The 13,645-nt window shown below is 67.5% G+C and carries 13 protein-coding genes and 1 other RNA gene; 7 read left to right on the forward strand and 7 right to left on the reverse strand.

The window, feature by feature from the left end; genetic code table 11:
* The first annotated feature begins 71 nt into the window (after positions 1 to 71).
* Positions 72 to 447, forward strand: a transfer-messenger RNA (tmRNA) gene (gene ssrA / locus FDA38_RS06735).
* A 195-nt stretch (positions 448 to 642) separates the two neighbouring features.
* On the opposite strand, the gene FDA38_RS06740 is transcribed toward ssrA, so the two are convergent.
* A complete protein-coding gene (locus tag FDA38_RS06740; RefSeq protein ID WP_137253168.1) occupies positions 643 to 1,059 on the reverse strand; it encodes a nuclear transport factor 2 family protein in 417 nt (138 codons plus the stop codon).
* A gap of 222 nt (positions 1,060 to 1,281) precedes the next feature.
* Here FDA38_RS06740 and FDA38_RS06745 point away from each other — a divergent pair, with 222 nt between their 5' ends.
* Genes FDA38_RS06745 through FDA38_RS06755 form a run of 3 tightly spaced genes read left to right on the forward strand, consistent with a single transcriptional unit; the run spans position 1,282 to position 2,885 of the window.
* The gene (locus tag FDA38_RS06745) at positions 1,282 to 2,190 is read left to right on the forward strand and encodes an alpha/beta fold hydrolase (protein WP_137253169.1); all 909 of its coding nucleotides are present in this window, start codon (positions 1,282 to 1,284) and stop codon (positions 2,188 to 2,190) included.
* A gap of 31 nt (positions 2,191 to 2,221) precedes the next feature.
* A complete protein-coding gene (locus FDA38_RS06750) occupies positions 2,222 to 2,659 on the forward strand; it encodes a MarR family winged helix-turn-helix transcriptional regulator (RefSeq protein WP_137253170.1) in 438 nt (145 codons plus the stop codon).
* A complete protein-coding gene (locus FDA38_RS06755; protein WP_137253171.1) occupies positions 2,649 to 2,885 on the forward strand; it encodes a hypothetical protein in 237 nt (78 codons plus the stop codon). The genes FDA38_RS06750 and FDA38_RS06755 overlap by 11 nt, the downstream gene beginning before the upstream one ends.
* On the opposite strand, the gene FDA38_RS06760 is transcribed toward FDA38_RS06755, so the two are convergent.
* On the reverse strand, positions 2,882 to 3,202 hold the full coding sequence (locus FDA38_RS06760) for a nuclear transport factor 2 family protein (protein ID WP_137253172.1): 321 nt from the start codon (positions 3,200 to 3,202) through the stop codon (positions 2,882 to 2,884). The two genes, FDA38_RS06755 and FDA38_RS06760, sit on opposite strands and share 4 nt — an antisense overlap.
* Before the next feature lie 77 nt (positions 3,203 to 3,279).
* Here FDA38_RS06760 and FDA38_RS06765 point away from each other — a divergent pair, with 77 nt between their 5' ends.
* Positions 3,280 to 4,050, forward strand: coding sequence for a helix-turn-helix domain-containing protein (locus FDA38_RS06765; protein WP_202877574.1), 771 nt, complete (start codon positions 3,280 to 3,282; stop codon positions 4,048 to 4,050).
* Here FDA38_RS06765 and FDA38_RS06770 read toward each other — a convergent pair.
* Genes FDA38_RS06770 through FDA38_RS06780 form a run of 3 tightly spaced genes read right to left on the reverse strand, consistent with a single transcriptional unit; the run spans position 4,047 to position 7,774 of the window.
* Positions 4,047 to 5,237: an epoxide hydrolase family protein gene (locus tag FDA38_RS06770; RefSeq protein ID WP_137253174.1), complete on the reverse strand. Its 1,191-nt coding sequence runs from the start codon at positions 5,235 to 5,237 to the stop codon at positions 4,047 to 4,049. The genes FDA38_RS06765 and FDA38_RS06770 overlap by 4 nt on opposite strands.
* Positions 5,234 to 5,656 carry a MarR family winged helix-turn-helix transcriptional regulator gene (locus FDA38_RS06775; RefSeq protein WP_137253175.1) on the reverse strand — a complete coding sequence of 141 codons (423 nt, stop codon included), beginning with the start codon at positions 5,654 to 5,656 and terminating at the stop codon, positions 5,234 to 5,236. Before FDA38_RS06775 ends, FDA38_RS06770 begins: the two co-directional genes overlap by 4 nt.
* Positions 5,657 to 5,692: 36 nt before the next feature.
* A complete protein-coding gene (locus FDA38_RS06780) occupies positions 5,693 to 7,774 on the reverse strand; it encodes an FHA domain-containing protein (protein ID WP_137253176.1) in 2,082 nt (693 codons plus the stop codon).
* Between the two features lie 477 nt (positions 7,775 to 8,251).
* Here FDA38_RS06780 and FDA38_RS06785 point away from each other — a divergent pair, with 477 nt between their 5' ends.
* Positions 8,252 to 10,564, forward strand: coding sequence for a M4 family metallopeptidase (locus tag FDA38_RS06785; RefSeq protein ID WP_137253177.1), 2,313 nt, complete (start codon positions 8,252 to 8,254; stop codon positions 10,562 to 10,564).
* A gap of 50 nt (positions 10,565 to 10,614) precedes the next feature.
* Here FDA38_RS06785 and FDA38_RS43615 read toward each other — a convergent pair whose 3' ends face one another.
* Entirely contained in the window at positions 10,615 to 10,977 is a 363-nt protein-coding gene (locus FDA38_RS43615; protein WP_137253178.1) for a pentapeptide repeat-containing protein, read from the reverse strand.
* A gap of 404 nt (positions 10,978 to 11,381) precedes the next feature.
* On the opposite strand from FDA38_RS43615, the gene FDA38_RS06795 reads away from it, so the two are divergent.
* Positions 11,382 to 12,449, forward strand: coding sequence for a hypothetical protein (locus FDA38_RS06795; protein ID WP_137253179.1), 1,068 nt, complete (start codon positions 11,382 to 11,384; stop codon positions 12,447 to 12,449).
* Here the strand turns inward: FDA38_RS06795 and FDA38_RS06800 are convergent.
* A complete protein-coding gene (locus FDA38_RS06800) occupies positions 12,442 to 13,620 on the reverse strand; it encodes an SGNH/GDSL hydrolase family protein (protein ID WP_137253180.1) in 1,179 nt (392 codons plus the stop codon). The genes FDA38_RS06795 and FDA38_RS06800 overlap by 8 nt on opposite strands.
* Positions 13,621 to 13,645 lie beyond the last annotated feature (25 nt).

Genomic DNA, 13,645 nt, shown 5'->3' on the forward strand with positions numbered 1-13,645 from the left:
TCGGTCTGTTGGACTTGATAGTGTGGATCTTCCACCACCCTCCGGGGCGGTGGGAGTTTGACAACTCAACAGGGGGTGAACGGTTTCGACTTTGGACGTTGGTTCCAAGGGAAGCGGGCCGAGGATCCAGGGTTATCTCGTTAACGATCTCTGGAAACCAATAAGTGCCAATAAAACGCGCACTAGCTACGCTCTCGCCGCCTGACGGCCGAGCACTAAAGTAGCGGTCAGCCCGGGGATGCTTCCGACCCGGTTCCTGGCCTCAGCTAGGAAGCTTGCTGTGCTAGCCCGGTCACGGGGTTAGCACGGGACATTCACAGTGACTGAGCCTGTCAGCGAGATGTCTGTACAAACGCTGGGGCTGAGAAAAACGCCATTCAGACTGCGCCCGGAGAAGTCTTGAAACCCCGCCGAAGGACGCGGGTTCGATTCCCGCCACCTCCACGAAGGCGATGGGCGAGGTGTGCCGACGGAAAGCGTCGGCCACCTCGCCTTCGTCGTTTTGTGCGGCTGCGCTTCGCTTGCCGCAAGCGGGGGCTCCGCCACCCGCACCCCCTTGCGCCTTCGCTTCGCTCGGCTCCGTGGCTGGGTTGAGCAGTCAGCTCACCTGCGGTGATGGAGTGAGCAGTCTCCGTGGCTTGTTCAGTCTTCGGAGAGTAGTTGGGCTGTTTGGGCTGTGTCTTCGGTGCCTCGGTAGTGGTAGATCTTGCCGTTGCGGAAGCGCCACCAGTGGTGGAGTTCCATGACGGCTGATTTGCCGGTTCGGGTGCTTGTTGCGCCGAAGCGGATGATGGCCATTACGTCGGTGTCGTTGGATGCGATCGCCAGTGGGGTGAACTCGGTGACGGTGAGTGCTTCGGCGAGTTCTTTGAAGAAGTCCGGGACCTCGGCCTTGCCGTGCTTGACCCCGTGCCAGGGTGCCGGTGCTGCCTCGGAGACGGATGCCCAGTCGACGTCGTCGGTCAGCTGCTCGAGGATGAAGCCGACGTCGCCGCGGCCGAACGCGTCGTAGACCGACTCGACGGTCTTGATGTTGTCGCTTGCGCTGGTCTGCGCCATGGAAGCCTCCCCCAATTGTGTGGCCTCCCCCAGGGACCACGTCCCTTACCTACAGCTATAGGCCGGTCGGCCGCCGATGGGAACCGCTGAGGGAATATTCCGCGCAGCGAATATTCGCTGATCGGGCAGATATCGGGACACTGGCGGGTTGTACCAGTGGGGTGTCAGGCGGGTGACAGCGCGACGGGGGATGGTGGGGCTGTGGAGCAGGGGAGGGCGCAGATGAGTGGCGTGCGAAATGGGCGGCGGGATGTCGTGGTCGCGGACGACGGGGCTGCGATCGAGGTACTGAGCTTCGGAGCGGGGCCGGGGCTCGTGGTGATTCCGGGCAACAACCGGCGGGCTCACCACTACGAGGCACTGGCGCGCGGGCTCGCCGGCGCGCATACGGTGCACGTGATCGAGCGACGCGGCCGCGGGGCGAGCGGTCCGCAAGGCCCGTCGTACGGCGTGGACACGGAAGTCGACGATGCCGTCGCGGTCATGGAGCACACCGGCGCGCAAATGGTGTTCGGTCACAGCTACGGCGGATTGGTGGCGTTGCACGTCGGACTGCGACGGACGGTCGACGCGCTGGTCGTCTACGAGCCCGGCGTGAGTATCGGCGGGTCGTTCGACGCGAGTTGGCTGGAGGTGTTCATCCGGCAGCTCGGGGATCGGCGGCAGGTTGCGGCGATGGCGACGTTCCTCAAAGGGACCGGGTTGTTGCCGTTCCGGGCCTCGCCGTTGCTGTGGGCAATCTCCTTGCTGATGTTGCGTGGGCCCGGTGGGCACGAGACGCGGGCGATGATGCCGACGACGCCGGCGGAGATCGCCGAGATCGTTCGGCTCGACTCCGACGGGAGCCGGTACGCCGGGATCGCGTCGCGGACCCTTCTCCTCGGTGGTGAGAAGTCGCCCGCGTACCTGACCGGAGTACTCCCGCAGCTCGCGACGATCCTGCCGAGCGCCGAGTACACGATCCTGCCCGGCCTCGACCACAACGCCCCGGACGAGAACGCCGCTGACGTCATCGCCCAGCAGATCCGCCTGCACCTGGTCCGCGGGGAGCGCCACGGCTACGTCGACCACGAAGCGGTGGAGTACGGCGTACACCTGGCCGACGAGCGGGTGCCGATCCATCGGGATTGACGATGGATCCGGCGCGGTGGACATTCTGTGTGTGAGCACGGCCGAACAGGACGCCCAGGCGTTCGCTGACCTCTTCCGCGAGACGTACCTGCGGTTCCACCGCCGGGACGGCAAGCGGACCGAGATGTCCGGCGCGAGCCGGGCCGTACTGCACCACCTCTCGCAGACCGGGCCGTTGACCGTCGGCGATATCGCGCTGCACCTGGACCGGGCGCAGTCCGTCGTCAGCGACATCGTGACCCAGCTCGAGTCCAAGGGCGTGCTGGAGCGCGAGCGCGATCCCGAGGACCGGCGCCGCACGCTGGTGTGGCTGTCGCCGGAGGGCTTCGACGTACTGCGTGCCGACCGCGACGTACTGAGTGTCGTCGCGCTGGCGGACTCGTTCGCCCAGCTGCGACCCGGCGACCGGGCAGTGCTGCTCACCACCCTGTCCCAGCTGATCCGAACGGAGCAGAACCATGACCACTAGCTGCGAGAGCTGCAGCATGCCGATCGAGAGCGGCCGGTACTGCGCGTACTGCGTCGATGCCGACGGCAACCTTCAGGACTTCGACACCCGATTCGCGTCGATGGTGTCGTGGCAGGAGCGCCGGCACCCGGGCGAGCCGCGCGAGAAGATCGAGGCCGACACCCTCGCCTACATGGCGACGATGCCGGCCTGGCGCGACCACCCGCGCCTGGTCGACCACCGCTAAACGGCTTGGACGACATCCCAGTGCTCGACGATCTGCTCGCCTTCGAAACGCCAGATGTCGACCACGGCCTGGCTCCCCTCGGCGGTCGTCATGAGGTAGTGCACGACCACATGGGTGTCGTCGGCAATGATGCGCTGGAGGTCGAGCTCGGCCCCGGCGACCGGTGCGCGGGCGATGAACTCGATGAAGGCGTCGCGGCCCGACGGGTTGCCGGGGCTGTGTTCGACGAAGTTCTCGTGCAGGAGCGGGCGGAGCGGTTCGAGGTTGCCGTTGGCAAACTCCTGGAACGCGTGCAGGGTCAGTTCCTTGATCGTCATGCCGACGACGATGAGCCCGCGGCGGCCGCGTTGTCGATTACATCGCTTGTAATTGCCCGGCCCGCGATACTCGGAGGGTGAGTGATGACAGACCGGTCGGCGAACTGCTGCGGGAGTGGCGCCGGCGGCGGAAGCTGAGTCAGCTCGACCTCGCGATCCAGGCGGACGTGTCGCCGCGGCACGTGAGCTTCGTCGAGACCGGGCGGACGATTCCGAGCAGTGCGATGGTGCTGCATCTCGCCGAGCAACTCGCGGTGCCGCTGCGAGAACGCAACCGGCTGCTGGTCGCGGCCGGACATGCGCCGGTATACCGGCAGACGCCGCTCGACGACCCGGACATGGCGCGGGTCCGCGCGGCCCTCGACCAGTTCGTCCGCGCGCACACGCCGTACCCGGCCCTCGCCGTCGATCGCCGCTGGAACCTCCTGCTCGCCAACGATCCGTTCAACGCACTCCTGGCCGGCGTCGACCCGAAGCTGCTCACCCCGCCTATCAACTTGATGCGCCTCGGCCTGCACCCCGACGGCATCGCGTCGCGGATCATCAACCTGCAACAGGTCCGCGGCTACCTGCTGCCACGGCTCGCCCGCCAGGCCGCCGCCTCCGGCGACCCGGAGCTCCATCAGCTGTACGACGAACTAGTTGCCTTCGGCCCCGTCGACAACACTCCACCGGACCCCGCCGACATCGCCCTCACCATCCAGATCCGTCATCGCGGCACCGACCTCACCTTCCTCAACGCGATCACAACGTTCGGCACCGCGTTCGACATCACCCTCGAGGAGATCGCGATCGAGACCTACCTCCCAGCAGACGCGACCACAATGGAGTACTTCCGCCGTACCTAACGAAGCTCGCGGAACGTACGGCGGAGGTCGTCGGTCCATTCCGTTGGGAGCTCCCACGGGATGAAGTGGCCGCCGTTGGGGTGGGCGGTGATGTTGGTGTGGTTGTACCAGGCGGCGCGGTCGCTGGCGAGGAAGTTGTCGACGCGTTCCTGTGGGGTGTGTACGCCGGGCGGGTCCTCGTGGCCGACGAACGTGATCCCGGTCGGCGCTTCGATCACCGGCGTACGGTCGTGGGACGGCGTCCACGGGTAGCGGTTGTTGTTCGCGTACGTACGGATCGAGGTGTCGATCGCGTTGCCGGCCCAGAAGATCGTCGCGTGCGTGAGCAGGTCGTCGTCGGTGAACGCCTTCTCGCTCTCGGCCCACTTCTGCCAGCGTTCCATGATCCACGCGAGCATGCCCGCGGGTGAATCGGCGAGACCGAAACCGAGCGTGCTCGGGTCGAGTACGTGCACGGCCAGGTGGGACGCGAAGCGGTGCTCGAGCTCGAGGATCCGAGCGTGGATCTCCGGCGGTAGACCAGCTGGGATCGGGTTGCCGCCGCTCAGGTCCCACCCTCGGTCGCCGTTGAAGAACGAGAGCTTCAGCGCCGATCCGATGTGCATCCCGTACAGCTCATCGGCGTACTTGTGCCCGAGCTGCCCCGTCACCAGCGCGCCGACGTCACACCCGGCCGCGGCGTACTTCGGGTGCCCGAGAACTCCCGTCATGAGTTCGTGCCAGACGTCAGCGATCTTCCAGAAGTTCATGTCCGGCCGCGTCGGCGTCGAGAACCCGAAGCCGGGCAGCGACGGCACGATCACGTCGAACGCGTCCGCGGGATCCCCGCCGTAAGACGCTGGGTCGGCCAGCGGGTCGATCACCTTCGACCAGTGCCAGAACGTCCACGGCCAGCCGTGGCTGAGGATCAGCGGGATCGGATTCGGACCGACGCCGGGCTTGTGCATGAAGTGCACCGGTACGTCGCCGACGTCGACCCGGTAGTGGTCGTAGGCGTTGATCGCGCGCTCGGCGGCACGCCAGTCGAAGCCGTCGGCCCAGTACTCGACCAGCGGTTGCAGGCGGGTACGTCGTACGCCGTAGAAACCGTCGTCGTTGCCGGCGTCGCGCGGCCATTTCGTGGCGACCAGGCGGCGCCGGAGGTCGTCGAGAACCTCGTCGGATACGTGGATGGGCGTTGGAATCATGGGGAGTCCTCAGCAAGCTCGGTCAAGCGATGGAGTACGTCGACGGAGCCCGCGAGCACGGCACGCTCCTCAGGCGTCAGCTGGTCGACGAGTGCGGTCAGTTTCGCGACCCGGTGCGCGTGCCGGGAGTGGACGATCTCCTGACCCGCGCTGGTCAGGGAGATCAGGCTGGCCCGGCCGTCACTGGGGTCGGGGCGGCGTTGGAGGAGACCGTCCTGCTCGAGCTTCGCGACCAGGCTGGTCAGGGCGGGTTGTTTCAGCTGCTCCGTCGGGAGGAGCTCGGTGAGACGCATCGGGCCGGTCCGGTCGAGCGTGTGCAGCACCGAGAGGGTGGAGAAGTTGAATCTCCGCACCGACGGCAGCCGGATGAAGATCGTGTTGAAGTCCTCGATGACAGTCGTCAGCCGATCGACATCCATGCCGACGACTATATCAATTTTCGATGTATGTTCAAGTCAGTTGCTGAGGGCAACGGATACGGTGAACGCGGTGTCGCCGGATTTCAGCGTCAGGACGGCGGCGTCCGCGCTGTCCGGGAGCTTGCCCTTGAACGTGATCGTGCCGTGCTCGGTGCCGCCGGCCGCGACCTTGCTCGGCCAGTTGCTGCGGCGGGTGTCGGCGCGCAGGGCGGTGCCGTCCGCGGCGGTGAACGTCGCGCCGGCGATCGGGATCGTGACGGGCTCCTTCGCGCCGTTCGCGAGCATCACCTCGACGCGGGTGAAATGGCTCGTGTACGTGACGTTCTCGACCGTGATCGTGACCGCGGAGGAGGGTTTCGCGACGGGTTTCACCAGCCGGTCCTCGCCGGATTCGTTGCCGGTCAGGTAGCCGCCGACGTACTGCGTGCCCGCGGTCAGCGCGAACCCGCCGACGCCGACGCCGACGAGCACGACGGCGATCGCGATCAGGATCGAGACGTCGAACCGGCCAGGCGGGTGGTCCTTCGGCGCGGCCGCGTCGAGCAGCGCGAGCACCATCGCCACCACCAGCGCGATCCCCGGCGGCACCAGCCAGCGCAGTTCGCCGCCGGGTCCGTCGGCGAGGAACGTCACGATGAGGTTCACGATCAGCCCGAGAACGATGATCCCCGCGGCAACGATCAGCACCCGAGGCAGCCGCACGGTCCCGACAGCATCACCCTCGAACCCCGCCGTACGCCCGTCTCCGTCGGTCAGCCGGTCTGCATTCGTACGCCGGTCTCCGGGCAGGCGGTCCGCGTTCGTACGCCGGTCGGGGTTGGCGCGTCGGTCCGCGTTCGTACGGCGGTCGGCGCCGGGCAGCCGTCGCTCGGGCTGCGCACGGCTCGGTTCAGGCCAGCTGTCGGACGTGTTCCAGTTCGGCTCCGCCTGCTCAACCCGAGCCGAAATCTCCCGCGGCGTCCGAACCGGCTCCGGGTTATCCGCCGACGGATACGCCGCCCACCCCCCATCGCCCACCCGATCCTCCACTTCAAACCCCGGCACTACCCCCGCAGCCCCATACTCATCCGCCTCGTACGCCGCCTCGCCGTACTGCCGGCCACCACCCGCGTCCTGGTCGTCCCGGTACTCTGCCGCGTCGCCCTGGTACGCCGGTTCGCCGTACTCCTCGCCACCACCCCCGCCCTGGTCAGCCGGGTACTCCGCCGCCTCGCCCCGGTTCACCGGCTCGCCGTACCGCTCACCACCGTCGGCCGCGCTGGCCCGTCCTACCGGCTCGCCGTACCGCTGGCCATCGACCGCGCCCTGGTCGCCCCGGTACTCCGCTCCCTCGGCCCGGCCTGCCGGTTCGCCGTACTCCTCGCCACCAGCCCCGCCCTGGTCGGCCCGGTACGGCTCCGCCTCGGCCCGGTTCACCGGTTCGTCGTACCGCTCACCACCGCCTGCAGCTTCGTCAGCCGACCATGGCTCCTCGGCCGGCGGAAAGGCCCGGCCCGGCGCCCCGCCCGCAGGTGCGGGAGGTGCAGCTGCCGGCCAGGAGCTGGCAGTCGGAGGCGCGGCCGGCGCGGGCGGCTGAGGAGCTGCTGCCCGTACGTCGGCCTGCTCGGCGTCAGCCGGATATGCCCTCGGCTCGGCCTCAGCCGCGTACCCACCCGGCTCGGCCTCAGCCGCATACTCGCCGGGCTCCGGGGCAGCCGCATATCCGCCCGACTCCGCCCCCGCCGCGTATCCGCCCGACTCCGCCCCCGTCGCGTACCCGCTCGGCTGGGGGCCCGCCGCATACGAGTCGTCCGGCTGACCGCTCGCCGGGGTGACCGGGTCGGGGATGGTCGACTTGTGGAAGGTGAGGACCGAGCGGCCGATGTGGATGCGGTCGCCGGTGGTGAGGGCTGTCGGCGCGGTGATGCGGTGCCCGTTCAGGCCGGTGCCGTTGCGGGACTCGTCGTGGAGGGTCCAGGTGGTGCCGTCGCGGGACAGGCGGGCGTGGATGCGGGAGATCTGGTCGTCCGCCTGCAGGCGGATATCGGCGTTGGAGGCGCGGCCGATGGTGATCGTGTCGGCCTCGGCCGGCAGCGTCCAGCGCTGCTCGCCGAGCGACAGCACGAATTCGGTTTCCACTCACACCCCAGCCGGCGTCATCCTGATCGCGATCCCGTCGCGCCGCTGCCGGCGCGTCGCACCCCGCGGCAGCCAACCCGTCTGCGCGATTCTGCCATCCGCACCCGCCCCTTACCACCGGCAGTACCCACCCACCACCCTCCGCGACACCCCCCTCACGCCCCGGACCGAACGCCCCGACCCCGCGACCCCGGATTGTCACAAATCTCAGGATTCGGGCGCCTTTGTCAGCTGTTAGTAGCGATGACAACGCGGTCAGTTGTCGTAAGGGTGCCAACGGCACGGTAGCGCCTTGCCCGGGTGCGATCGCGGACATAGTGTCCCCCCGCGCGATTCATCAGGGTTGGATGAAAAAGGGGGATTTTTCGCGGTAGCCCGGTGAATAGGCCGGAGGTTCCAGGCGGAGTGGTGCACCGCCTGCAGTCCGGCGAGGCGCAACCCGCCCAAAGCACCGCATTCGCGAAGGGACCAATACCAATGGTCTTGTTCCAGCGTTCTCGAAAGCCTGCCGTCTTCTTGGGCCTCACCGGCCTGGCAGCGGCAGCACTCGCCGGATTCGGTACGTCGGCCGCAGGTGCCGCGCCGAGTGCGGCACCCCCGCCCCGGCCCTCGCAGGCGCAGTCGAAGGCGTTCGCCGTCGACTCCGCGTCGTCGCTGGTCGCCGGCCGGCCGAGCGCACTGCATGCCTCGAAGGACGACAAGTTCACCGCGAAACCGGTGATCTCGGAGCCGTCCGGCCTGCAGTACGTCCCGTACGAGCGCTCGTACAAGGGTCTCCCGGTCATCGGTGGTGACTTCGTCGTCGTCACCGACGCCAAGGGGGCCGTGAAATCCACCTCGGTCGCGCAGACCACCGCCGTACCCGACCTGTCCACGGCCGCCAAGGTGACGGCCGCGACCGCGCAGAAGACCGCCACCAAGCAGCTGAAGAAGGTCGACTCCTCGACCACGCCGACGCTCGCGGTCTACGCGCTCAACGGCACCCCGAAGCTCGCCTGGCAGTCCCGGGTCAGCGGCACCAACGGCAGCGAGCCGTCGAGCCTGTCGGTGTACGTCGACGCGCAGAGCGGCAAGGTGCTCGGTACCCAGGAGCACGTGATGGCCGGCAACGGCACCGCGGCGTACAGCGGACCGAACCCGGTCCACCTGGACACCACCCAGTCCGGCAGCACGTTCTCGATGAAGGACCCGACCACCACCAACCAGTCCTGCCAGGACGCGGCGAACAACACCACGTTCTCCGGTCCGGACGACAACTGGGGCAACGGTACGGCGTCCAACAAGGAGACCGGCTGCGTCGACGCGCTCTTCACGGCCCAGACCGAGAAGCACATGCTGAACGACTGGCTCGGTCGTAACGGCTTCGACGGCAGCGGCGGCGGCTGGCCGATCCGCGTCGGCCTGAACGACGAGAACGCGTACTACGACGGCACGCAGGTGCAGGTCGGTCACAACACGGCCGGCGGCTGGATCGGTTCGATGGACGTCGTGGGCCACGAGCTCGGCCACGGCATCGACGACCACACCCCGGGCGGCATCTCGGGTTCGGGCACGCAGGAGTTCGTCGCCGACACGTTCGGTGCGGCCACCGAGTGGTACAGCAACCAGTCCTCGGCCTACGACCCGCCGGACTTCCTGGTCGGTGAAGAGGTCAACCTGGTCGGCAGCGGCCCGATCCGCAACATGTACAACCCGTCGGCGGTCGGCGACCCGAACTGCTACTCGAGCTCGATCCCGGGCGCCGAGGTGCACGCGGCCGCCGGTCCTGGCGACCACTGGTTCGTGCTGCTGTCCCAGGGCAGCGGCGGTAACCCGAACGTCCCGACCTGCAACAGCTCGTCGGTGACCGGTCTGGGTATCCAGAAGGCCATCAAGATCATGTACAACGCGATGCTGATGAAGACCAGCAGCAGCTCGTACCTGAAGTACCGGACCTGGACCCTGACCGCGGCGAAGAACCTGTACCCGGGCAGCTGCACCGAGTTCAACACGGTCAAGGCGGCGTGGGACGCGGTCAGCGTTCCGGCCCAGTCGGCCGACCCGACCTGCAGCAGCACCGGCGGCGTCACGGTCACCAACCCGGGCAACAAGACCGGCACCGTCGGTACGGCGATCGCATCGTTCACGCTGTCGGCCACCGGCGGCACCGCGCCGTACACCTGGTCCGCGACCGGTCTGCCGGCCGGCATCACCATCGGTTCCTCCACGGGCACCGTGTCCGGTACGCCGACCACCGCCGGCACCTACAACGTGACCGCCACGGCCACCGCGAGTGCCGGAGGATCCGGTAGCGCTTCCTTCACGATCAGCGTCAGCCCGGTCGGTGGCGGCTGCTCCTCGCCGGGCCAGAAGCTCGGCAACCCGGGCTTCGAGACCGGCACGGCGACGCCGTGGTCGGCCTCGACCGGAGTCATCGACAACACCGCCTCCCAGCCCGCACACGGCGGCACCTGGAAGGCGTGGCTGGACGGCTACGGCCAGACCCACACCGACACGCTGAGCCAGTCGGTCACCATCCCGGCCGGTTGCGCGGCGACGCTCTCCTTCTACCTGCACATCGATTCTGCGGAGACCACCACGACTACGCAGTACGACAAGCTGACGGTGAAGGCGGGCTCGACGACGCTGGCGACGTACTCGAACCTGAACAAGGCGAGCGGCTACTCGCTCAAGTCGTTCAACGTCTCGTCGTTCGCCGGCCAGACGGTGTCGATCAGCTTCACCGGCACCGAGGACAGCTCCCTGCAGACCTCGTTCGTCATCGACGACACAGGCCTCAACCTGAGCTGACCCCCTGAAATGAACCCGGCCGCCGCACCTTCGGGGGTGCGGCGGCCGGCTCATGTTTCGGGCGGCTGAGACAACCGCGCCCCGCGCAGGTTCGCCTGCCGGAGAACAGCACCAGTCAGATTCACGTCTCGGAGGTCCAAGCCACGCAAGTCAGCACCTGTCAGGTCAGCACCGCTCAGGTCTGCTCCGCTCAGCCGGGACGACGCTGAGCTGGAACCGGTTGACGGTGGAACCGCGGGCGTGGGATGCGCAACCGGTGCGGGTACTTGTGTCGCCACTCTCTTCGACCCACGCCGGGGGCCTTGTAGACGGCGCCAACGAGATCTCGCCTGTGTCCTCAGTTGTGACCACGGGTTAATGCCCGCACCCAGAACCAAGCCGAGCGCCAGGACCGCCATGTATCCCAGGGCCATAGCGGCGGCGGTCAGACCCCAACTCGCACTGACCGCGGCAAGAGCGGTCACACCACCCACTGGTACGGCCCAAGCCGTTACCCGCCTCACTCGCACGCCGCGTCGCCGTACATCGACGCTCCCTTCGTGTGTCGCTCCTATGATCTCAAGGGCTGACGGTGCGCGTCGGCTGGCGCGCCGAGGTCTGGCTCTGGACGCGGGGCGGGGACATACTGACCGTCAGGGTGGGGAGGTCGTCGAATGCAACGAGATCCCAGGGCACAAGGCACCGAGAGGCCCAAGGAGGGTGTCAAGGCAACCGTGGACGGCCCATGTCCTAAATGCGCGGATGGGGTGGTGAAAGAGGACGGGAACGGCGTCCTGCATTGCACGAACTGTAGTTGGCGACAGCCCGGACCTACCTGATGGCCGCGAGCATCCCGGGAACTGCGGCCTCGATCGGAACACAGATCGGCCGCTACTTCAGCCTCACATCGCTGCTGCCGTCGATGCTGTTCGTCGTGTGGATCGTCGCACTGAGCGGGGCGGCGGAACCATTCGGCGAGTTCAAGCTCAGTGGTGCTGGGCATGCATTCGCTACGTTGACCACACCCAAGGTCGTATTGCTCATCGGGGCTGCACTGCTGCTGGGCTTTGTTATCCATCCGCTGCAGTTCGCCACCGCGCAGTTGCTGGAAGGCTATTGGGGGACGCGCCCGTTCGCAGTCCGGCTCGCAACAGCGTTGGCCTTGCGTCACCGTGAGCGGCAGACCCGGCTGGAGAATACGGCCCGCACACTCGACCAGCAGGCGCAGAGATTGCTCAACGCAATGATCCGGTCGGAGATGTGTGGGGAGGAGTATGCCGCGTTGTCGCCTGAGGAACTGAGCTCCCTTCGAGTGACAATGAGCGCCAGGACGCGCGGGGCGTCTGTGCACGGGTTGCTCCTGGGGCGGTCCGCCGTCTTGAAGGTTTTGGCCACGATGCCACCGCAGGCTGATCGCATGCTGCCGACTCGACTCGGTAACGCGCTGCGACAGATCGAGGACACTGTCGGGCGAAGATACGGACTCAGCCTGGTGGCAGTGGCGCCGCATCTCACCGTGGCGGCTGCGCCGAGCCGGGCGGCGTATGTCGACGACACACGCGAGCAATTGGATATCTCCATCAGGCTTGCCTTCTTCGGACTCTTATCGGCCGTCGTCACCACTATCTGGTTGCTGGCGGCTGGTTGGTGGTTGCTCGTGGCCCTGGTCCCGTACGGGTTCGCGTACGTGACCTATCGGGGCGCCGTCGCTGCCGCCGGAGCGTGGGGCGCGGCGATCAAGACGTGTATGGATCTCGATCGGTTTGCGATGTACGACGCGATGCAGGTCGAACGGCCTGTTACTACTCGGGCCGAGCGCAGGCGCAACGCCGACCTGATGGATGTCCTTGGCGGCAGGTCGGCGGGTACGTCGGTCGCCTACGTTCGGCCCAAGCCGCCTAGCTGAGGGTCATTCTCGGTTCACCATTGACGAGGCCGGTGCCGGCGATGGTGCAGGTGCCGCCGCGGTTTTGGGTGTAGGTCTGGCGGACGCAGTTGCGGAGTGCGAGCTGGGCCCAGTAGTTGGGGTGCAGGGACTCCTGGATGAAGTAGTTCGAGCCGATCGTGGTGACGGTGCGGATCTGGTTGATCCACTCGGTCCTGTCGACGGCGGCCGGCTGGGTCCAGGAGCTGAGGCCGACTTCCTCGTACAGGCCGACGGTTTTCTCGCAGAGACGGCGGCCGTTGAACGCGGACTGGAGTTCGAGGAGGCGGGCGTTGGCCAGGCCGGACTGGCCGATCGCGGCGCGGACGGTGTTGTTGATGGTGACGAGCGCGGTCGCGTTGGCCCAGTCGGCGTCGGCGTTCCAGAAGCCGCAGCCGCCGGTGCTCTGCCGGGTGAAACCGCTCTGGCTGTACCGGAACCCGCTGGCCGACGGGATCGGCGACGGATACGTCTGTACGACGAGGCTCCACGCGGTGTCGCCGTACCCGGCGTTGCGCATCGCGGTGCGGATGTTCTGGAACGCGGTCGCGATCCTGGCGCGGACCGTTGTGATGTTGGCGGACGTGAAGTTGGCGACGACGGACGAGTCGTCCTTGCAGTAGTCGGGATCCCAGGACGGCGACAACAGGAAGTCCTGCACGCACTGGGTGACGATCGACGCGAAGTTGAAGTCGTTGCCGCCGATCGAGACGACGACCTGCTTCACGTTGTGGGCGGCGGCGAACTGCTGCAGCATCTTCGCCTGGCCGAGGTTGCCGGCGCCGTCGTCGTAGAAGTCGATGCCCGGCTTGAAGTAGTCGCCGGTGCCGGTCGTGGTCTTCGCGCCGGAGCAGGCCAGGTTGAGGCCGCCGACGCCGCCACCGATGTACGCCTCGGCGGACAGGCTGCGGTGGCAGCGCGGGATCTGCTCGGCGGTGTGGCTCGCGTTGTCGTGGTAGGCGTGCGCACCGAGCGCGTCGGCCGGTGCCTCGGAGTCGTTCGAGCTACCGGCCCAGCGGCCGGCCTCACCCGAGATGTAGGAATCCCCGACGGTGACGACGTACGGCGTACCAGAGCCGGGACCGTCGGCATGTGCCGGGGGAGCGACCAGGCCGAGCCCGGTCAGGGAGAGTAGGAGGATTGCTGCGGACACTCGACGACTTCTCGGAACTCTCATC

It is taken from the genome of Kribbella jiaozuonensis, from assembly GCF_005233875.1.
Taxonomy (GTDB): domain Bacteria; phylum Actinomycetota; class Actinomycetes; order Propionibacteriales; family Kribbellaceae; genus Kribbella; species Kribbella jiaozuonensis.

What these genes read in the sequence shown, in the direction of transcription:
- FDA38_RS06740 (WP_137253168.1), bottom strand. Translation starts at nt 1,059, where the DNA reads ATGGCGCAGACCAGCGCAAGCGACAACATCAAGACCGTCGAGTCGGTC.
- FDA38_RS06745 (WP_137253169.1), top strand. Translation starts at nt 1,282, where the DNA reads ATGAGTGGCGTGCGAAATGGGCGGCGGGATGTCGTGGTCGCGGACGAC.
- FDA38_RS06755 (WP_137253171.1), top strand. Translation starts at nt 2,649, where the DNA reads ATGACCACTAGCTGCGAGAGCTGCAGCATGCCGATCGAGAGCGGCCGG.
- FDA38_RS06760 (WP_137253172.1), bottom strand. Translation starts at nt 3,202, where the DNA reads ATGACGATCAAGGAACTGACCCTGCACGCGTTCCAGGAGTTTGCCAAC.
- FDA38_RS06770 (WP_137253174.1), bottom strand. Translation starts at nt 5,237, where the DNA reads ATGATTCCAACGCCCATCCACGTATCCGACGAGGTTCTCGACGACCTC.
- FDA38_RS06775 (WP_137253175.1), bottom strand. Translation starts at nt 5,656, where the DNA reads ATGGATGTCGATCGGCTGACGACTGTCATCGAGGACTTCAACACGATC.
- FDA38_RS06785 (WP_137253177.1), top strand. Translation starts at nt 8,252, where the DNA reads ATGGTCTTGTTCCAGCGTTCTCGAAAGCCTGCCGTCTTCTTGGGCCTC.
- FDA38_RS43615 (WP_137253178.1), bottom strand. Translation starts at nt 10,977, where the DNA reads ATGGCCCTGGGATACATGGCGGTCCTGGCGCTCGGCTTGGTTCTGGGT.
- FDA38_RS06795 (WP_137253179.1), top strand. Translation starts at nt 11,382, where the DNA reads ATGGCCGCGAGCATCCCGGGAACTGCGGCCTCGATCGGAACACAGATC.